This is a genomic window from Tsuneonella flava, from assembly GCF_002870965.1.
In the GTDB taxonomy this organism is placed as follows: Bacteria; Pseudomonadota; Alphaproteobacteria; order Sphingomonadales; family Sphingomonadaceae; genus Tsuneonella; species Tsuneonella flava.
Genome location: NZ_PHSO01000005.1, coordinates 373,077 through 392,245 on the forward strand (window position 1 = coordinate 373,077; position 19,169 = coordinate 392,245).

Sequence of the window (19,169 nt, forward strand, 5' to 3'; positions counted from 1 at the left end):
ATGGGCCCCGTTATGGGAAGGGCGCGACCGGCTGGCCGCGCCCTTCGTTTTCAGTCTGCTATCAGTGGCGTGTCGCCGGATGCGCGCCCGGCCCCTGCGGTTCGCCGACTTCGTTCTGACCCAGCAGATCGTCTGCCGGATCGCCATCGGTCAGCGTGTCGAGGTGCATCAGCTTCCTGATCAGCGGGCTGACGAGCAGCACCAGAACGCCGATGCCCATCGCATACCAGCCAACGGTGGTATAAACGCTGAGCACCAGTTCCTTGCCAGCTTCCGCCCCTTCCAGCCCTTCGCCACCTGCGGCGGACGAAATAAGCCCCGCCGCGAAGTTGCCGGTGGCCGATGCGAAGAACCACACGCCCATGATCAGCGATGCCATATGCGCCGGTGCCAGACGGTTCATTGCCGAAAGGCCGACCGGGCTGAGGCACAGTTCGCCAGTGGTGTGCAGCAGATAGATCAGGAAGATGAAGACCACCGGCACCGCGGCATCCATCCCGGCGGACTGTGCGCCCCATACCAGCACGAGGAAGCCGAGGCCGACCTGAATCACGCCCAGTCCGAATTTAAACGGAGCCGACGGTTCCATGCCTTTCCGGCCCAGAGCGGTCCACAAAAACGCGAACACGGGGGCCAGCAGGAAGATGTAGGCCGCGTTCAGCGACTGGAACATCGAAGCGGGCATTTCCCAGCCGAAGAAGTTGCGATCGACCTGCCGGTCGGTGAACAGGCTCAGCGAATTGCCGGCCTGTTCGAACAGCGCCCAGAACACGATCGACACCAGAATCAGGAACATCGCGGCAAAGATGCGATCCCGGTCTTCCGAAGGCAGTTTGATGACTGCGGTGCCGATGACATAAGCGACCAGCAGGCCGCCGAATACGCCGAGGAATACGCCGACCACGCTCTGATTCTGGACCATCCACCAGCACAGAACCACTGTGAGCAGGCCAACAACATACAGGCCCAGTTCGGCCATTTTGCTGAGTGGTTTGGGCGGTTCGCCCCGGCCCAGCAGCAGGTTCTTGCCCAGCCCGAATACGACCAGACCCAGCAACATGCCGAAACCGGCCAGACCGAAGCCGTAAGACCAGCCATAGGTTTCCCCGATATAGCCACACAACAAAGAGCCGAGGAATGCGCCGAGGTTAATCCCCATGTAGAAGATGGTGTAGGCCGGATCGCGGCGCGTATCGGTGCGGGGATAGAGCTGCCCGACGATCACCGAGATATTCGCTTTCAGGAAGCCGGAGCCGACGATGATGAAGGCCAGCGCCAGCCAGAACAGATTGAGCGCCGCGCCGCCTTGTCCGCCATCCCCTTCGAAACCCATCAGGAAATGGCCGAAGGTGAGCAATACGGCACCGTATAGTACGGCCTTTCGCTGGCCCAGATATTTATCGGCCAGATATCCGCCTAGCACCGGGGTGATATAGACCAGCGCGGTATAGGCGCCGTAGATAACCCCGGCTTCGCTATCGGAAAACAGCCAGTGCTTGGTCAGATAAAGGATCAGCAGTGCGCGCATTCCGTAATACGAAAAGCGTTCCCACATCTCCGCGAAGAACAGGACGAACAGCCCTTTTGGATGGCCGAGGAATGTACCTGCTGAATCCCCGTCGGGCAGTGTTTGTGTTGTCATGCGTGATGCAACCCCATGAAGTATGTGTCTGCAACGCCCTCCCCCCATCGAGAAGGCCATGTGTCGCGAAGCCGCGCACACTAACGGATCAATCGCGTGTGTGAAGCGCTAGTTTCACTCGCAACTGACTGATTATTGCCTGTATCCCCGTTTATATGACGATAGCCCTCGCTGTCGGTGCGCTTGACGCGACACGGTGTATTATGGCACTGACGCACCCTCGAAGGGATTAATTCGCATGAGCCAGAGCAGCCGCCCTGTTTACCTCAAGCTGCGCGATATGATCGCCGCGGCGATCATCGAAGGGCGCTATGCAGAAGGGGGCATGTTGCCTTCGGTCCGCGCATTCGCTTCCGAACAGGGGGCCAATCCGTTGACGGTGGCCAAGGCCTATCAGCAATTCCAGATCGACGGTCTGGTCGAAGTGCAGCGCGGCGTCGGCATGCGGGTGGTGCCGGGTGCGGCGGACAAATTGCGCCGGGCGGAACGGGCCCGTTTCATCGACCGCGAATGGCCCGAAATCCACGCGCGCATCCGGCGGCTGGGGATCGATCCGGCCGAACTTCTCGGGTTAACAGAGCATTGATTTTAAGACTTATTCGCCGCACCTGCGGGTGAAGATCGGTGTTGCGTAATCGTGTTACGTCTGGCAAATCGGGCGTTGTCGGCGGGTTTATGCCCGCTGACGATAAGTTTCGCAGGGTCGCTTAACTGCCCATGATGGGGCTGATCGCTATGTGGGATGGTGGCGGTCGGGAGTATTGGAAAAAATGATCAGATCCGAACTGCTTCAGGCATTGGCCAAGGATAATCCGGAGCTGCGTGCCGAAGAGGTAGAACAGGTCGTCGATATCTTCTTCGACGAAATTGCTCAGCGACTGGCCGAAGGTGGCCGGGTCGAACTGCGCGGGTTCGGCGCGTTTTCGACGCGTGAGCGCGGCGCGCGCAAGGGCCGCAATCCCCGCACTGGCGATGCGGTGGAAGTTCCGGCCAAAAAAGTCCCTTATTTCAAACCTGGTAAGGACATGCGTCAGCTTATCAACGACGCGTGATCGAAGTCATGTAATCGCGGGCGGGTGTTCGCAGGCGGTATGGCCGCCTGCTGCCCGGGCAGGGGTTCTGCCGGGCACACCGTCGCGATGCGTCCCACTGCGTCCCCGTCCATCCGGTATTCCACGAACCGCCGCGCCCGTTTCCGGTGCGATGCGGCGCGTGGGCTATGCGTTGTGGGGGTAGTGCGTGGCGGGTGAGGTGAGTGGGCGCGATGTCCGCCGCCGATGCGGGTTGACGGCACGGGCGCGGTCGTAGCGGGCCGGGCTATATGGCCCCCTGTTCGGTCGCCTCTGCTGGCGGGCTGGGCGGTCGGGCTTTGTGTCAGCCTGTGCGTCGGGCCGGGCATTCATAATATGCGGCGGCAGGGGATCGTTGGCCGACAGGTCTTGTGCGGTTCGCTCTGCCCGCGATAAAGGGCGGGCGCGGCGCGGGTGTGGCGGAATGGTAGACGCCGGGGACTTAAAATCCCCTGAGCTTTGCTCGTGCGGGTTCGAGTCCCGCCACCCGCACCATGCTACACCGTGACCGCACCATCGTCGTACTGGCGCCGCACCGGCTGCCGGTCCTGGCTGATGATCGCCATCCTGCTCAACCCGGCAGGCCGCCCGGTCGCGGGATCGGGCAATGCTGATCGGGGATCGGATGGCAATGGCCGATTCGGCCTGCTTCGCATGCGATTTTAGGGTCGAAACCGCGATTCTGGCGCCAAGCATGCCTCTGACGACGTGTGTCTGGCGAAAGCGACGCTTTGTCGGGCCAGTGCGCGGGGCTATTCGTGAAGTTGTCGCTCTATGATCGGGCAACTGGTGGAAAGTACTTTGTTTTTAGTTGGTTAGACCTCGCATATAGAGGTGAAGGGGGTGTGTAACTCCGGCGTCTCCGTGATCGCCCCACCGCTCCGGTCGCGCGATGCTGTAATGGTGGAGCGCGGAATTCCATCTGCACAATCAAGTACATCTGCCGCTCGTCGGGCGATAATGTCGCCGGTCGAACGCGCGATTGCTCTGAATGAGCACCCCGTCTATTGCAAATGGCACTATCGGGCTTTGCGCCCAGGGGCTATTGCAGCGAACACATGATCCGGGGGCGGCATCGCGCAACCAATGAATTACGAATCGACCGTAGAATCCGAACCGCAAGCCGTTGAAACGGAAGGCGTAACCGCGCGCCCGCGTCGCCTTGCGATCATCGGTGCGATTGCCGCCGTCGTGCTGATCGGTGCGCTGTATTATTTTATGCACGGTTCGGGCGAAGATGCCGATGCACTGGCCAGCGACCAGGCCGGGCAAATCCCCCGCGTCACTGTCGTAACCCCCGGAAAGACAACGGTAGAAGGCCAGATCGAAGCCACCGGCACACTGGCACCGCGCCGTGAAATCCCGGTCGGTTCGGTGGGCGAAGGCGGCCGTGTCGTATCTGTGCCGGTCGATGAAGGCGATTGGGTCCGCAAGGGGCAGGTGCTCGCCGTGATCGACCGTTCGGTACAGGTGCAGCAGATCGACGGTGCCCGCGCGCAAATCGGTGTCGCACAAGCAGATCTCAATCTGGCACAGTCCAATCTCGATCGTGCGCTGAAGCTGGTTGATCGCGGGTTCATCTCGAAAGCCGACGTCGATCGCCTCACCTCAACCCGTGACGCCGCCCGCGCCCGTGTGCAGGTTGCCCGCGCGACGCTGGGAGAACTGCAGGCCCGCACGGCCCGGCTCAACATCTACGCCCCGGAAAGCGGGCTGGTACTAACCCGCGCGGTGGAGCCGGGACAGAGTGTCACTGGTGGTGGTACACCGTTGTTTACTATCGCTAAAGGCGGCGAGATGGAATTGAAGGCCATGCTCGGCGAAGAAGACCTGGCCAAGGTTCACGTCGGCGCGATTGCCACTGTTACTCCGGTCAGCAGCAGCAAGAGCTTTGAAGGGCAGGTGTGGCAGATTGCGCCCACTATCGATCAGCAGAGCCGCCAGGGCGAAGCGCGTATTGCCCTGGCCTATGCCCCCGAACTGCGCCCCGGCGGGTTTGCCTCGGCCACGCTCAACAGCGGTGCGGTTTCTGCTCCTTTGTTGCCCGAATCGGCCATCCTGAACGATGCCAAGGGCAGCTATGTCTATGTTATCGGTAAGGAAGATCGCGTTGTGCGCCGCCCGGTGAAGACCGGGCTGGTGACCGCTAATGGCATCGCCGTGACCGAAGGTCTCAGCGGAACAGAACAGGTCGTGCTGCGTGCAGGCGGGTTCCTCAACCCCGGCGACAAGGTCAAACCGGCCAGGGCCAAGTAAGGGGCGCGGACGATGAACCTGCGCAATATCTCCGCCTGGTCGATCCGTAATCCGGTGATTCCGATTGTCCTGTTCGCAGGGCTGCTGATCGCCGGGATGTTGTCGTTCATGCGGATGAACGTGACCGACATGCCGGACATTCAGTTCCCGGCGGTGATGGTGGTCGTCAGTCAACCGGGCGCTGCCCCGACCGAGATCGAAACGCAGATCACGCAGAAAGTCGAATCGGCGATCCGTTCCATCAGCGGGGTCGAAGACATCAGCTCGACCGCCAGTGAGGGTTCGTCGCAGACAGTCGTCAATTTCAGCATTGGAACCGATCCCGACACCGCGACGAACGAAGTGAAGAATGCTGTCGATCAGATCCGCAGCGATCTGCCCGATGGCATTCTGGAACCGCAGGTTCGCAAGCTCGAAATCAACGGCGGCGGCTTCATCGGCGTGTATGCCGCCTCTGCCGACGATATGACGATGGAGCAGCTGAGCTGGTTCGTCGACGATACCGTATCGAAAAGCTTGCTGTCGATTGAGGGGATGGCCTCTGTCAGCCGCAACGGCGGCGCAGACCGCGAAATTCGCGTGGTGCTCGATCCTGCGCGGATGCAGTCGCTGGGTGTAACTGCCAGTTCGGTCAACGCTGCGCTGAGGCAGGTCAATATCGATGCGGCGGGCGGTCAGTCGGAAATCGCCGGTTCGCGCCAGTCGGTTCGCGTGCTCGGCAATGCCAAAACCGCCTATGACCTGCGCGATACGCGGGTGAATATCGGCAATGGGCGGACGGTCAAACTGTCGGATATCGCGACAGTGACCGATGGCACATCGGAACAGACCAGCGTAGCCAAATTGCGCGGTCGCCCGGTGGTGACCTTCGCGGCTCAGCGCGCGCGCAACGTTTCCGACGTGACCGTGCACGACGAACTGCTGGAAAAACTCAAGCAGATCGAACAAGATAACCCTTCGGTTCACTTCACCGAACTGTTCACGCCGGTCGTCTATACCGAAGGGCAGTATGTCAGCTCGATGGAAGCGCTGATCGAAGGGGCGCTGCTGGCCATCGTGGTGGTGTTCCTGTTCCTGCGCGACTGGCGCGCCACTCTGATCAGCGCCATCGCTATTCCGCTGTCGGCCATCCCGACTTTCTGGTTCATGGATCTGATGGGCTTCACGCTCAACTCGCTCTCGCTGCTGGCGCTCAGTCTGGTGGCGGGCGTGCTGGTCGATGACGCCATCGTGGAGATCGAGAACATCGTCCGCCACTTGCGGATGGGCAAAAGCGCGTATCAGGCGTCCATCGATGCCGCAGACGAAATCGGTCTGGCGGTGGTGGCCACGACATTCTCGATTGTCGCGGTGTTCCTGCCAGTGGGCATGATGCCGGGTATTTCGGGCCAGTTTTTCAAGGCCTTTGGTCTGACCGTGGTGGTCGCGGTGCTGATGAGCCTTGCCGTGGCGCGTATGATAACGCCGATGGTGGCGGCCTATTTCCTCAAGGCGCACGGGGTCGCGGCGCACGGCGAAGGGCGCATGATGGACGCCTATATGAAAGTCCTGCGCTGGACTTTGAACAGCGATAAGGCCGAGGCGATGCGTGCCGGGCTGGAACGCCATCCGGCGCGCTGGTGGTATTATATCGTGGTCGCGCTGGTGGCTGTGGCGATTATCGCGGCGACCGTGATTGTCGGTCAGCTTACCTTCCAGCTGCTGATGGGTGCCGGACTTCCGCTGATCCCGGCAGCGATTATCGCGCCGTTCGTGATGTTGGCCGCAGGTATTATCGTGGCGAAACTGCTGACACTGGTTATCGGCGCGATGGGTACGCTGGGCGATTATATGCGTAATCTGGGTGCGCGAACGCGGGCGAGAATGCGCGATCATCGCCTCTACGCATTTGGCCTTGGTGTCTATGCGCTGATCATCACTATCGCGCTGTTGGCCGGCTTGCCGCAGCAGTTCCAGCCATCGATCAATCAGGACACCAGTCAGGTTTCCATCGAAATGGTGCCGGGCACCACGCTGCAGGAAACCGAGAGCGTCACCGATCGGGTGACCAAGCTGGTGGAAAGTCAGCCCGAAGTCGAACGCGTCACCGAAGTCGCGCGCCAGGGTTCAGGCAGCCTCTATATTGCGCTGAAACCGGCAGCTGACCGCAAGGCAACCAGCGTCGAATTCGAACGGCGGCTTGCGCCCGAATTGCAGGAAATCCCCGATGCCCGGGTCAGCTTCCAGTCGCAAAACAGCGGCGGTGGTGGCAGCGGGCGCGATATTACGGTGATGCTGTCCGGCAGCAATCCCGAAGTGCTGGACAAGACCGCGCAGAAGCTGGTCGAACAGATGCGTAGCGTGAAAGGTGTGGTTGCCCCACGGATCGCGGCTGACTTGCAGCGGCCCGAACTGCTGATCGTACCACGTCTGGATCTGGCGGCGCAGCTGGGCGTAACGACCGCGGGGCTGAGTCAGACGATCCGCATCGCGACGATGGGCGAGATCGATCAGAATGCAGCGAAATTCTCGCTCAGCGATCGGCAGGTCCCGATCCGTGTACTGTTGCCTGAAAATTCGCGGCGGGACATGTCGACGATCCGCAATCTGCCCGTTCCCACGGCCAGCGGCGGATCGGTGCCGCTGTCGCGCGTGGCGGAAATCCGCTTTGGCGCAGGGCCTACGCAGATCCAGCGTTACAACCAGTCGCGCCGCGTGATCGTTGGCGCCGACCTTGGGCCGGGCGCGGTCAAAGGGCCGGTGATGGATCAGATCAACGCGCTGCCTGCCATGAAAGATCTGCCTGCAGGCGTTTCGAACAAGCCGGTCGGGCAAGACAAATGGCAGGCGGAGATGATCAATAACTTCCTCGTCGCGGTGGTTAGCGGTGTCTTGCTGGTCTTCGCGGTGTTGGTGTTGCTCTATCACCGCTTTGTGTCGCCGCTGGTCAATATGACTTCGCTGCTGCTTGCTCCGCTGGGCGGGTTGCTGGCGCTGGGCATTTCAGGTCAGCCAATTTCGATGCCGGTCTATATCGGCCTGCTGATGCTGCTGGGGATCGTCGCGAAGAACTCGATCCTGCTGATCGATTTCGCGATCGAGGAAATGGCTGCAGGCGTCCCGAAAAAGGAAGCGATCATCGATGCCGGGCACAAGCGTGCCCAGCCAATCGTGATGACGACTGTCGCGATGACAGCGGGCATGGTGCCCACGGCGCTGTCGCTGTCGGGCGACGGTGCGTGGCGCGCGCCGATGGGCGTGGTGGTGATCGGCGGCCTGTTGCTGTCGACGATGCTGACGCTGGTTCTGATCCCGGCCGGGTTCAGTCTGGCCGATGGCTTCGAAAAACGTCTCGGCCCGTGGTTGCGGACCCGCTTCCTCACATACAAGCCGGGTGACGAGAACGTGGTCATGCCGCACCACGGCCATCCGGGCCATCCGGCGGAGTGAGCGGGGAAACCCCGTCTTCCCTCGTGCGTTTCAGGCGCATGGGGGGCACGGCACCTGCAATCGACCGGGCGCGGACTATGCGCCGCACGGCAACCGGCATGTTGCTGGTGATGGCGGCGATTTTTGTCGCCAGCAGCCATTATCTGCATGTGCATCCCGCAGTGGGTTTCATACGCGCCTTTGCCGAAGCGGCGATGGTTGGCGGGCTGGCAGACTGGTTCGCCGTTACTGCGCTGTTCCGCCGCCCGCTCGGCCTGCCGATCCCGCACACCGCGATCATCCCTGAAAACAAGGATCGTATCGCCGATACGATGGCGCAGTTTCTGCGTGACAATTTCCTGACGCCGACGGTGGTGGCCCGCCGGATGCAGGAAATGAATCTGGCGCGCGCGGTGGGCGACTATCTTGCGACACCGCCCGATAGCGCCAGTGGCGGTTCGCGCATTCGGGCGGGGGCGGCGGAGCTGCTGGCCGAATTCCTCGAATCGCTCGATCCCGAACGACTGGGTACGCAAGTGCGCGGCGGTCTGAAGGCAATGGCAGAGCGGGTCGAAGTCGCTCCGCTGCTTGGCCAGATGCTCGACGCGGCGATTGCCGACCGCAGGCATCTGCCGCTGATCGACGCCGCGATCCGCTGGACCGGCATCACTCTGGAAGCGAACGAGGATATGGTTCGTCAGATCATCCACGAACGCGCGAACGCGATCGTCCGGTGGACCGGACTGGACGAGCGACTGGCAAATTCGGTGATCGACGGGCTGTATAAATTGCTGGCCGAAGTTCTGGTCGATCCGGCCCATCCGCTGCGGACCAAGCTCGATGAAGGGCTGGTATCGCTCGCCAGCGATTTGCGGCAGGATGAAAAGCTGCGCGCTAAGGTGGAGCAGGCGAAACGGGATCTGCTGGATAACCCGGCTGTGGCCGATTGGTGGCTGGGTGTGTGGGAACGGCTGCGCGCATCGCTGATCGCCGCTGCGCGCGACGGCAATGGCGCAATGTCGGGGCAACTGGGGCAGAGCATTGCCGAGCTGGGTGCGACATTGCAGCAGGACACCCGTCTGCAAGCGCAGATCAACCGTTTTGCCCGGCGCACGGCAGTGGGCATCGCCACCCGGTATGGCGGGCAGATCGTGCAGCTCGTGTCGGAAACTGTGCGTCGCTGGGATGCCCGCACAGTGACTGACCGGATCGAAGGCGCGGTGGGGCGTGACTTGCAATTCATCCGCATGAACGGCACTCTCGTTGGCGGGCTGGTCGGGGTGACCATCCATGCACTGGATATGTTGCTGTGACCGATACCGAACCGCTCCTCGTTACAGAGCGTCTGGAACTATGGCGGCCGCGCGCGGAAGACGAGCCGCAGATGTTCGCCATCATCTCCGATCCGCGCACCCATCGCTATCTCGGCCCGATGTCGAGCCGGGCCGATCACTTCCTCCGCTTCCAACGGGGTGGGGGCAGTTGGTTCCTCCACGGTTACGGCAGTTTCATGGTCCGCTTGCGGGGAAAAGCCGAAGTGATCGGCAATTGCGGGGTATTCCATTCCTGGCGCGGGTTGGGCGACGATTTCGACGATATGCCAGAATGCGGGTGGATTCTGTCCGCCGAATATGTCGGCCAGGGGATCGCGGGCGAAGCGATGCGTGCTGCGCTGACATGGTTCGACGAGGTGCATGGGCCACGCGATGTGGTCTGCATGATCGAACCGGGCAACGATCCGTCGATGATGCTGGCGGGTAAACTGGGGTTTGCCAAAACCCGTCTGGCCGAACTGCCAGATGGGGTGCAAGTTCAGTTGTTCAGGCGGGACGCTGTCGGCTAGCGGACCGTATCGGGTGGCGATGGTGCGGTTGTCAGGCAGGCTGAAATCAACCTCTCAAGGTCATGCCACCCTATCGGCATCTGAAAGAACGCGGAAGCGGGTGAGGCCCGGTTACCAGTTTGAACGCAGAAAACGGGAAGGCCCGGCCTACAGCTATCCCTAAAGACTCCACTTCAACAGATGGAGTTGCAGAATGAGGCTGATAGAGGGCAAGGTTGCCATAGTTACCGGGGCGAGTTCAGGAATAGGCCGGGCGGCAGCAACATTGTTTGCCGCGCACGGGGCGGCGGTGGTTCTGGTTGCACGCCGACAGGATCGCCTGGATCAATTGGTCGATGAAATCGTCGAATCCGGCGGGCATGCAATGGCTGTCGCAGGCGATGTCACGGACGAGCGCACACATCGTGAAGCAGTGACTGTCGCTCAATCCGCCTTTGGTGGCCTGGATATCGCGTTCAACAATGCGGGGACAGTCGGTGCCATGTCGTCACTCGCAGAAATGGAACTTCAGCAATGGTCGGATGTGCTGGCGACAAATCTGACAGCCGCATTTCTGGGCGCACGTGCACAGATTCCGGCGATGCAGGCGCGCGGAGCGGGAACGCTGATCTTTACTGGCAGCTTCGTGGGCACCAGTGCCGGTTTGCCGGGGATGGCCGCATATGGCGCGGCGAAAGCTGGCCTCATGGGCCTGGTACGAGGGATAACGGCAGATTACAGCGCAACGGGAATCCGGGCCAACGCACTTCTGCCCGGAGGGACAGCGACCGAAATGGCCGGCGATGCCGAACAACGCCAATGGGCTGCTGGCCTTCATGCCATGAAACGGATCGCTGAACCCGAGGAGATCGCACAGGCGGCGCTCTTCCTGGCCAGCGATATGTCGAGCTTCGTCACAGGTTCAGCCTTGTGGGCCGATGGTGGAAACGCGGCGGTGAAGATCTGACGATGCAGGTGTCGCCTACGAAAAGCGAAATGCCGCATTCGTTCAACTTGGTGATTTGCCTGAGCCAAGGTATCTACGCGATCTGCCAGCGATAATGTTTGGGCGCCGTCCGTTGTTAACGCGACCCATAGGGCGGGGATTGAGGGGGAGAGAGCGATGCAGCATCAGATGGGAACCGGGGATCTGCTTGATGCCCACGGGCGCTTGATTGAACGCGGCTGGGCCCGATCCGAAGTGCGCCGCTACGACCGCTCCGCCATCGCGGCGAGCGGGTGGCGGATCAAGGAGTGGGATTACTACTGCATTGCAGACGACGATCACGCTCTGGCGCTGACTGTCGCGGATAATGGCTATCTTGGTTTTCTCGGGCTTTCGTGGATGGATTTGCGCGCAGGGACAGCGGAAAGCCACGGTGCCATGCGGGCGTTTCCGTTCGGGCGGATGCGTTTGCCGCCCAGCGCCGAGGCGGGCGATATCGATCAGCAGCAAGGCGATACCCGTATCGCTTTTCACCATGAGCGCGGCGGTCGCCGCCTCTCTTTTTCGGCACCGGGATTTGCCGGGGGCAAAGGGTTATCAGGCGAGATTTGGCTGGAACAACCGGCAGACGATCGGATGGTGATCGCGACCCCGTTCGCCAGTGCGCCCAAGGCATTCTACTACAATCAGAAAATCAATTGTATGCCCGCAACGGGCGAGGTGGTGCTGGGCGATGAGCATATCGCGTTTTCGCCTGCCGCTGCCTTTGCCGTGCTCGACTGGGGCCGGGGCGTGTGGACCTGGGACAATACCTGGTACTGGGGCTCAGCTTCCGGCCTGCACGAAGGGCGCAGGTTTGGGTTCAACATCGGTTATGGCTTTGGCGATACCACGGCGGCGAGCGAGAACATGCTGTTCCTCGATGGCCGCGCGCACAAATTGGGGGAAGTGACCTTCCACTTGCCCGACGGGGCGCTGGATGCCGCCAACTGGCACTCCACCAGCGACGACGGGCGGTTCGAAATGGAGTTCGCCCCGATCGTCGATCGCAGCAGCCGGGCCGCGCTGGGCCCGATCCTGTCCGATCAGCATCAGGTGTTCGGGCGATACGCGGGTCGCGCGGTACTCGACGATGGCACCGCGCTCGATATCAGCGGGCTGACTGGTTTCGCAGAACGAGTGCACAACCGCTGGTGAGGCAGTTAGGGTTGTTGCTCACCCTATTCTAACGTCCCGCTACGAATCTAACTGTATTGCGCCAGTACGAAGCGATGGCTTTACCGTCCCGCGTGTGGGCCGGTTCGAATCGCGCGCGTTTCATCAGCGCCTTGCATACAGCCCTGTCGAACCCCTCGGGTCGGCTCGATTGCTGAATATGACACTGGGTCGGCTTGCCATCGGCATCGACGCTGAGCCGGAACTGGATAATTCCTTGCGCGCCGCGGGCCAGAAGGTGTGACGGGTAATCTGCCGAAGTTAGCCACTTGTTGGGCGATTTAGTCGGGATAGGAAGATTGGCAAGCTGGCGATGAGCGGCCACATCAATACCCCAGTGAGTCATCAATTCATCGGTGCATTTACGCATAGCGGCCATCGGCTGCCCCATTGAACCGAGTTCGATATGCACCGGTGCGCGCGCTTTCTGGCGGACTTCCAGCCACTGGATAGCGGCCTCTTCATCCGCTGCTGGCGGGGTCTGTAAGTCTCGCAGAGTATTTGCCGCGTGTTCCTCGTAATTGTCGTTGTCGTCCCGTTTCAGCAGATGCGCGGAACTGCCGAACAGAGCGGGTTTAAAAGTGCCGAGCGAACCAGCCATGAAACCGCGATTCAGCGATCCTCCGTCAGGCCCGAAAGCCATTGTTATATGGTCGGCCGAGAAGTGGGTTAGTGGTTTGCCCGCAACGGCAAGGTGAAATGAATTGCCCGATTCGAACCGCGATATTGTCACAGCCACCCTATCATCGCCAGTCCCGAAAAAACGAGCGAGTTTGCAGCTATCGTCGGCATAATTGAGGTTCCACTTCGATGAAGGGGACAGGAGCAGTGGTTCCTTTTCCTTCGCCAGTGACGCGTGAAATGGTGCCAGACACAATGCACACGCGATTACACCTTTGCCCAAGGACGCGAACACGATTTTCATAAGACCCCCCACTGTTGCGCGTTGTCCCCCCTTCCAATTGGACCATCGTCCAGTGACGTGGGAACGAAATTCACATTATCCTTCGTCGCCCCGGATATGATCCGGAGCCCTGCTGTTCATTTAACGCCGCATCTTGAATCTAACGGCGGATTGGAAATAGGACGCGATCGGCTGACCATTCGCATCGAGTGCGGGTTCGAAGCGGGCGTTTTTCATCATTGCCCGGCACACGGTGTCTGCGAACTCATCGGGCTTGGTGGCCTTCTGAATATGGCAGGCAGTCGCCCGCCCTTGCGCGTCGACATTGAGCCGGAATTGTACCAACCCCTGCTTGCCGGCGAAGCGGGCCATTGCGGGATAGTCGGCGCTATCGATCCATTTGCCGGGTGAGGATATCGGTGACACGCGACGGGTCAGGTGGTCGTGCTTTTCGACATCGATGCCCCAATGCGTCACCAGTTCGCGCGTGCATTTCCGCAGCGACGCCATCGGAGCGGACATATCGCCCAGTTTGAGCACCAGATTGCGTTTGCCCGGCATGTGCAATGTGAGTGTATCGACATCGCTGAACTGCTTTTCGCCGATCGTGTCGTAATCGGTAAATGTACGAACCGCAGACTCTTCGTTGACATTCTGATCCGGGTGTAGGGTTGCCATGATCGCCGGTTCCAGCTTCCCCAGATTGCCGAGCGTATAGGTGATTTCCTTGGTGGGTCCGGCGGGCGAAAATGCGATGTCCATTTTCTCAGAACGCGAAGCCCACTTCAGCGGCTGGCCCGCAACGACCATAAACAGCGATGCCGATGGCTCATACCGTTCGACAAAGAATGCGGTCTCGGTTTTGCCCTCTCCGAACATTTTGGAAAGGCGGCAGCTATCGTCGTCGTATCGGACATTCCACGGCGATGCCGGTTCTAGCACCACCGGTGTCGGGGCGGCGTGGGCCGGTGCGGTCACTGCACAGGAAAACGCTGCAACAATGCCGATAATATAACGCATAAGAAAAACCCCCTGCCGGACAGTATCCGACAGAGGGTTTCACATATAGACTGCCGATTGACTAGAGCTTTTCGGTCAGCTCCGGCACGGCCTTGAACAAATCGGCCACCAGACCGATGTCGGCAACCTGGAAGATCGGCGCGTCTTCATCCTTGTTGATGGCGATGATGGTTTTGGAATCCTTCATCCCGGCAAGATGCTGGATCGCGCCACTGATGCCGATCGCGATGTAGACTTCGGGTGCCACGATCTTGCCGGTCTGGCCGACCTGAAAATCGTTGGGGACATAGCCCGCATCGACTGCCGCGCGCGATGCGCCAACGCCCGCGCCCAGCTTGTCTGCCAGCGGGAAGATGTATTCCTTGAACGTATCGGCATCTTTCAACGCGCGGCCGCCCGAAACGATCACCTTCGCGCTGGTCAGTTCGGGGCGTTCGCTCTTGGCGATTTCGCTGCCGACGAAGCTGCTGGTGCCCGCATCGCCGGGGCCGCTGACTGCCTCGACCGTGCCGCTGCCGCCTTCGGCTGCGGCCTTGTCGAATGCAGTGCCGCGCACTGTGATGACGAGCTTGGTATCGCTCGATTCGACAGTGGCGATGGCGTTCCCAGCATAAATCGGGCGAGTGAAGGTCTTGTCGCCTTCGATCCCGATAATGTCGGAAATCTGCATCACGTCGAGCTGTGCGGCGACGCGCGGAGCGATGTTCTTGCCGGTGGTGGTGGCAGGCGCAAGGAACGCGTCGTGCGATTCCATCAGCGATGCGACCAGCGGGGCGACGTTTTCAGCCAGCTGATGTTCGTAAGCCGCGTCGTCGGCCAGGTGGACTTTGCCCACGCCAGCGATCTTGGCAGCTTCATCGGCCACAGCGGCGCAGCCCGAACCTGCGACGAGCAGGTGAACTTCGCCCAGCTTGGCAGCGGCGGTAACGGTGGAGAGCGTGGCGTCCTTCACCGAAGCGTTGTCGTGTTCGACCAGAACCAGAGTTTTCATGGGGTTCTTCCTTGAATGGGGTTGCTTGCGGTGGCGGGATCAGGCGATCCCGAGCGCCTTGATCTTAGCGACCAGCTCATCGACATCGGCGACCTTCACACCGGCCTGACGGACCGGCGGTTCAGCCACTTTCAGCGTTTTGAGCCGCGGCGCGGTATCGACGCCGTAATCGGCCGGGGTCTTGGTATCGAGCGGCTTGCTCTTCGCCTTCATGATGTTCGGCAGCGAGGCATAGCGCGGTTCGTTCAGGCGCAGGTCGGTGGTGACGATTGCGGGCATCGTCAGCTTCACCGTTTCCAGACCGCCATCGATTTCGCGCTTCACGATCACGCTGTCGCCATCGACCTCCACCGTGTTGGCGAAAGTGCCCTGCGGACGGCCCAGCAGCGCGGCGAGCATCTGGCCGGTCTGGTTCGAATCGTCGTCGATCGCCTGCTTGCCCAGAATTACCAGACCGGGCGTTTCCGCCTCGACGATGGCTTTCAGGATCTTGGCTACAGCCAGCGGTTCGACTTCGTCGTCGGTCTGCACCAGAATCGCGCGGTCGGCACCCATCGCCAGCGCGGTACGTAGCGTTTCCTGCGCCTTGGCAGGGCCAACCGAAACGGCGACGACTTCTTCCGCCTTGCCCGCTTCCTTGATTCGCAGCGCTTCTTCCACGGCGATTTCATCGAACGGGTTCATGCTCATCTTCACGTTGGCCAGATCGACCCCCGTGCCATCCGCCTTCACCCGCGGCTTTACGTTGTAATCGATCACCCGTTTGACGGGGACGAGGATTTTCATCGCATCTCTTCCTTCTTCGGAGGGCTGGGAATTGCTTCCGACCCTATCTCACCTTTACGTAAGCGTCAATTGCAGTTGGCGCGGGCGAATTCTTCCAGCAATGGCCCAAAATCAGGCAGATCGGGCTGTGTGGCGTAACTGTGGGGAGAACCTGTCTGGGCCCAGGGCAGCTTTTCCTGCGTCCAGCATTCGATGTATGGCGGATCGTCGTGGATGCGATCCAGCGTCGCTGTGCGGATATTCACCAGATCGCCCAGCGATTGCAGTGGGGTATAGAGCCAGGTTTTGCAGAAATCGCAGAACCGATGTTCGGTCTCGGCGCGCAGGCCGCCGATCGCCGTTTCCCCTTCAACCAGTCGAAACCGGGAAAGCGGAGTCAGAGTCGAGAGCGAAAATGCCGAACTGGTCATCAGCTGGCACCCCCGGCAATGGCAGGCGGCAGTGAGCAGGACCGGGCCGTCGAAGGCGTATTTCACCTTCCCGCAACGGCATTGTCCGGTCGTGCTCATCTGCGTTCCTTTTCCGTGTCAGGCGGCCTTCTTCACTTCCGCCACGATCTTCTTGGCGGCATCGCCCAGATCGTCTGCCGAAACGATCGGTAGGCCCGAATTGTTCAGGATATCCTTGCCCTGTTCGACATTGGTGCCTTCCAGACGGACGACCAGCGGAACCGACAGGTTCACGTCTTTCGCCGCCTGAACGATCCCGTTGGCGATCACGTCGCACTTCATGATCCCGCCGAAGATGTTGACAAGGATGCCTTCCACCGCCGGATCTTTCAGGATGATCTTGAATGCCGCGGTCACCTTCTCCGTGGTGGCACCGCCGCCCACGTCGAGGAAGTTGGCCGGGAATGCGCCGTTCAGCTTGATGATGTCCATCGTCGCCATGGCGAGGCCTGCGCCGTTGACCATGCAGCCGATGTTACCGTCCAGCTTGATGTAAGCGAGATCGTATTCGCTCGCTTCGACTTCGGACGGGTCTTCTTCGGTTTCGTCGCGCATCGCTTCCACGTCTCTGTGGCGATAGAGCGCGTTCGAATCGAAGCTCATCTTGGTGTCGAGCACCAGCAGCTTGCCATCCTTGGTTTCGACCAGCGGGTTGATTTCGAGCATCGCGCAGTCAAGTTCCATGAATGCGGTGTAAAGCTGTTTGGCCAGCTTCTGCGCCTGCTTGTTGAGATCGCCTGTCAGTTTGAGGGCGAAGGCCACTGCGCGCCCGTGATGCGGCATGAAGCCCTGCGCCGGGTCGATGGTGATCGTGGTGATCTTTTCAGGCGTATCGTGCGCCACGGCTTCGATATCCATGCCGCCTTCGGTCGAAACGACCATCGCGACGCGGCCCGATGCACGATCGACCAGCAGCGAGAGGTAGTATTCCTTGGCGATATCGACGCCGTCGGTCACATACAGGCGGTTGACCTGCTTGCCAGCGTCACCCGTCTGCACGGTGACGAGCGTGTTGCCGAGCATTTCGGTTGCGTCGGCTTTCACATCGTCGAGCGATTTGGCGAGCCGGACGCCGCCCTTGGCATCGGCGCCGAGTTCCTTGAACTTGCCCTTGCCGCGGCCACCGGCATGGATCTGCGCTTTCACGACATAGAGCGGCCCGGGAAGCTTCTTCGCCCCCTCGACAGCTTCCTCTACGGTCAGTGCGGGATAACCGGCAGGGATGCCGATTCCGTACTTCGCGAGCAGTTCCTTGGCCTGGTATTCGTGGATGTTCATGAGCGTTCTGTCCGTTCGTTTCGGGCGGGAGAGGATGTGCTCGCGCGCCTAAGCATGGATTCGTATGCTTGAAAAGGGCGCAGCGCGGTTCCACAGCAGATGGGTGATAGATCGGGAACGCCTGAGTGAAATTGCCGCCGAAGCGGGGCGCATCGCATATGCGATGTGGCCGGGCGCGGGACATGCGGTGGATACGTGGGAAAAAAGTCCCGGCAACCCGGTTTGCGCGGCGGATATGGCGGTGGACCGGTTCCTGAAGCGCGAACTCGGCGCGCTGCTTCCCGCGGCTGGCTGGCTGAGCGAAGAGACCGCCGATGAGCCGAAACGCCTCGGTAAAGGGTTGATTTGGCTGGTTGATCCTATTGACGGGACACGCGATTTTATTCGTGGCCGCACCGGTTGGGCGGTGTCCATCGCGCTGATCAGCGAACATCGCCCGCTGATCGGATTGCTCGACTCCCCGGCGCGGGGCGAACGCTGGCTGGGGGTGGCCGGGCAGGGAAGCTGGCGCAACGGTGAAAAACTGGCAGTATCGCCACGTAAACAATTCGTCGGATCCCGTGTACCGGCGGATTCGCTGGCGAAGGAAGACCGGATGCTGGCGATGGTGGACAAGCCCAACTCCATCGCATTGCGAGTCGCTATGGTCGCGGCGGGCGAGGCCGACATCGTGGCCACTCTGCGCTGGGGCTGGGAATGGGACATCGCCGCCGCTGCCCTGATCGCGCGCGAAGCGGGCGCGGCGGTGACCGACGCGTTCGGCGGTCCGCTCGATTACAACAAGCGCGATCCGCGCGCATTTGGCCTGTTGGCCACTGCACCGGGTATCCATGCCGAGGCGGTGGCCCATCTGGCCGATCGCGCGGCCGTGGTGTCGCGCGATAAGTGAGTAGGGGAGTGCGGCCCTGAGCCCAGGCTCGCAATGACGAAGGAGGGGGGGCTCAACATTACTCTGGTGCGTCAGTTACGGCGACGGCCATTTTGCCCGCTCATTCCCGAATCCCGTTATGCCGGACTTGATCCGGCATCCCGCTCCTTTTTCCGGCGATGGTCTGGCGGCGGCGCTCTCCGGTCGATACCAGGCATTTTCCTACATCGATCGCGCAGGGCATGATCGGGCTATGCGTGAGCCTTCATCCTTACAGCGTAACCGCGATACGGATGATGTGTCGTGTTCGCATTTTTGCAAGTCCACACAGGCCCCTCCTGCAAGCACAATCAACTATATGATACTGCAGAATATTTCTCGAAAAGCCACAGATTTCAAAACTCAAAGGAGCGGTCCATGTCTGGTGCTCGCAGACATGACAAAGGGCCTGAGCAAGCTCGCCCTCGCCTCCCCCGGAAGCAGGCACAAAAAAGGGCCGGTCCCGCAAAGGACC

17 protein-coding genes and 1 tRNA gene are annotated in these 19,169 nt (G+C 60.8%); 10 read left to right on the forward strand and 8 right to left on the reverse strand.

Annotated features, from left to right (window positions below; all coding sequences use genetic code 11):
• Positions 1–61: 61 nt before the first annotated feature.
• Positions 62–1,642 (reverse strand): peptide MFS transporter, encoded by a 1,581-nt coding sequence (locus tag CV013_RS08815; RefSeq protein WP_102154889.1) that lies wholly within the window; start codon positions 1,640–1,642, stop codon positions 62–64.
• Between the two features lie 238 nt (positions 1,643–1,880).
• Between CV013_RS08815 and CV013_RS08820 the strand changes: the two genes are divergently transcribed.
• From CV013_RS08820 to CV013_RS08830, 3 genes are all read left to right on the forward strand, one after another.
• Complete coding sequence (locus CV013_RS08820) at positions 1,881–2,228, forward strand: GntR family transcriptional regulator (protein WP_102154890.1); 348 nt, start codon at positions 1,881–1,883, stop codon at positions 2,226–2,228.
• Between the two features lie 184 nt (positions 2,229–2,412).
• Entirely contained in the window at positions 2,413–2,694 is a 282-nt protein-coding gene (locus tag CV013_RS08825; RefSeq protein WP_102154891.1) for an integration host factor subunit beta, read from the forward strand.
• A 428-nt stretch (positions 2,695–3,122) separates the two neighbouring features.
• A tRNA-Leu gene (locus CV013_RS08830) sits at positions 3,123–3,207 on the forward strand.
• 2 nt (positions 3,208–3,209) lie between these two features.
• Here the strand turns inward: CV013_RS08830 and CV013_RS15685 are convergent.
• A complete protein-coding gene (locus CV013_RS15685) occupies positions 3,210–3,368 on the reverse strand; it encodes a hypothetical protein (protein ID WP_198591842.1) in 159 nt (52 codons plus the stop codon).
• A 430-nt stretch (positions 3,369–3,798) separates the two neighbouring features.
• Here CV013_RS15685 and CV013_RS08835 point away from each other — a divergent pair, with 430 nt between their 5' ends.
• From CV013_RS08835 to CV013_RS08860, 6 genes are all read left to right on the forward strand, one after another.
• Positions 3,799–4,968: an efflux RND transporter periplasmic adaptor subunit gene (locus tag CV013_RS08835; protein WP_102154892.1), complete on the forward strand. Its 1,170-nt coding sequence runs from the start codon at positions 3,799–3,801 to the stop codon at positions 4,966–4,968.
• Positions 4,969–4,980: 12 nt separating this feature from the next.
• Entirely contained in the window at positions 4,981–8,397 is a 3,417-nt protein-coding gene (locus tag CV013_RS08840; RefSeq protein ID WP_102154893.1) for an efflux RND transporter permease subunit, read from the forward strand.
• Positions 8,398–8,474: 77 nt separating this feature from the next.
• Positions 8,475–9,689: a DUF445 domain-containing protein gene (locus CV013_RS08845; protein ID WP_102155179.1), complete on the forward strand. Its 1,215-nt coding sequence runs from the start codon at positions 8,475–8,477 to the stop codon at positions 9,687–9,689.
• Positions 9,686–10,219, forward strand: a complete 534-nt coding sequence (locus CV013_RS08850) for a GNAT family N-acetyltransferase (protein ID WP_223805183.1) — start codon at positions 9,686–9,688, stop codon at positions 10,217–10,219. Before CV013_RS08845 ends, CV013_RS08850 begins: the two co-directional genes overlap by 4 nt.
• Positions 10,220–10,412: 193 nt before the next feature.
• On the forward strand, positions 10,413–11,165 hold the full coding sequence (locus tag CV013_RS08855; protein ID WP_102154894.1) for an SDR family oxidoreductase: 753 nt from the start codon (positions 10,413–10,415) through the stop codon (positions 11,163–11,165).
• 156 nt (positions 11,166–11,321) lie between these two features.
• Entirely contained in the window at positions 11,322–12,341 is a 1,020-nt protein-coding gene (locus CV013_RS08860; RefSeq protein WP_102154895.1) for a DUF2804 domain-containing protein, read from the forward strand.
• A gap of 28 nt (positions 12,342–12,369) precedes the next feature.
• On the opposite strand, the gene CV013_RS08865 is transcribed toward CV013_RS08860, so the two are convergent.
• The 6 genes from CV013_RS08865 to sucC all read right to left on the reverse strand — a co-directional run bounded on the left by CV013_RS08865 (position 12,370) and on the right by sucC (position 17,787).
• Positions 12,370–13,284, reverse strand: a complete 915-nt coding sequence (locus CV013_RS08865) for an energy transducer TonB (RefSeq protein ID WP_102154896.1) — start codon at positions 13,282–13,284, stop codon at positions 12,370–12,372.
• A 120-nt stretch (positions 13,285–13,404) separates the two neighbouring features.
• Positions 13,405–14,283, reverse strand: a complete 879-nt coding sequence (locus CV013_RS08870; protein ID WP_102154897.1) for an energy transducer TonB — start codon at positions 14,281–14,283, stop codon at positions 13,405–13,407.
• Between the two features lie 61 nt (positions 14,284–14,344).
• Entirely contained in the window at positions 14,345–15,274 is a 930-nt protein-coding gene (locus tag CV013_RS08875; protein ID WP_102154898.1) for an electron transfer flavoprotein subunit alpha/FixB family protein, read from the reverse strand.
• Positions 15,275–15,313: 39 nt separating this feature from the next.
• Complete coding sequence (locus CV013_RS08880) at positions 15,314–16,060, reverse strand: electron transfer flavoprotein subunit beta/FixA family protein (protein ID WP_102154899.1); 747 nt, start codon at positions 16,058–16,060, stop codon at positions 15,314–15,316.
• A gap of 65 nt (positions 16,061–16,125) precedes the next feature.
• Positions 16,126–16,569 (reverse strand): GFA family protein, encoded by a 444-nt coding sequence (locus CV013_RS08885; protein WP_102154900.1) that lies wholly within the window; start codon positions 16,567–16,569, stop codon positions 16,126–16,128.
• 18 nt (positions 16,570–16,587) lie between these two features.
• Complete coding sequence (gene sucC / locus CV013_RS08890; RefSeq protein ID WP_102154901.1) at positions 16,588–17,787, reverse strand: ADP-forming succinate--CoA ligase subunit beta; 1,200 nt, start codon at positions 17,785–17,787, stop codon at positions 16,588–16,590.
• Positions 17,788–17,890: 103 nt separating this feature from the next.
• Between sucC and CV013_RS08895 the strand changes: the two genes are divergently transcribed.
• Entirely contained in the window at positions 17,891–18,676 is a 786-nt protein-coding gene (locus CV013_RS08895; protein WP_102155183.1) for a 3'(2'),5'-bisphosphate nucleotidase CysQ, read from the forward strand.
• The last annotated feature ends 493 nt before the right edge of the window (positions 18,677–19,169 follow it).

Coding starts and splice junctions, on each gene's coding strand:
- CV013_RS08815 (WP_102154889.1), bottom strand. CDS start 1,642: ATGACAACACAAACACTGCCCGACGGGGATTCAGCAGGTACATTCCTC.
- CV013_RS08820 (WP_102154890.1), top strand. CDS start 1,881: ATGAGCCAGAGCAGCCGCCCTGTTTACCTCAAGCTGCGCGATATGATC.
- CV013_RS08825 (WP_102154891.1), top strand. CDS start 2,413: ATGATCAGATCCGAACTGCTTCAGGCATTGGCCAAGGATAATCCGGAG.
- CV013_RS15685 (WP_198591842.1), bottom strand. CDS start 3,368: ATGCGAAGCAGGCCGAATCGGCCATTGCCATCCGATCCCCGATCAGCA.
- CV013_RS08835 (WP_102154892.1), top strand. CDS start 3,799: ATGAATTACGAATCGACCGTAGAATCCGAACCGCAAGCCGTTGAAACG.
- CV013_RS08840 (WP_102154893.1), top strand. CDS start 4,981: ATGAACCTGCGCAATATCTCCGCCTGGTCGATCCGTAATCCGGTGATT.
- CV013_RS08845 (WP_102155179.1), top strand. CDS start 8,475: ATGCGCCGCACGGCAACCGGCATGTTGCTGGTGATGGCGGCGATTTTT.
- CV013_RS08855 (WP_102154894.1), top strand. CDS start 10,413: ATGAGGCTGATAGAGGGCAAGGTTGCCATAGTTACCGGGGCGAGTTCA.
- CV013_RS08860 (WP_102154895.1), top strand. CDS start 11,322: ATGCAGCATCAGATGGGAACCGGGGATCTGCTTGATGCCCACGGGCGC.
- CV013_RS08865 (WP_102154896.1), bottom strand. CDS start 13,284: ATGAAAATCGTGTTCGCGTCCTTGGGCAAAGGTGTAATCGCGTGTGCA.
- CV013_RS08870 (WP_102154897.1), bottom strand. CDS start 14,283: ATGCGTTATATTATCGGCATTGTTGCAGCGTTTTCCTGTGCAGTGACC.
- CV013_RS08875 (WP_102154898.1), bottom strand. CDS start 15,274: ATGAAAACTCTGGTTCTGGTCGAACACGACAACGCTTCGGTGAAGGAC.
- CV013_RS08880 (WP_102154899.1), bottom strand. CDS start 16,060: ATGAAAATCCTCGTCCCCGTCAAACGGGTGATCGATTACAACGTAAAG.
- CV013_RS08885 (WP_102154900.1), bottom strand. CDS start 16,569: ATGAGCACGACCGGACAATGCCGTTGCGGGAAGGTGAAATACGCCTTC.
- sucC (WP_102154901.1), bottom strand. CDS start 17,787: ATGAACATCCACGAATACCAGGCCAAGGAACTGCTCGCGAAGTACGGA.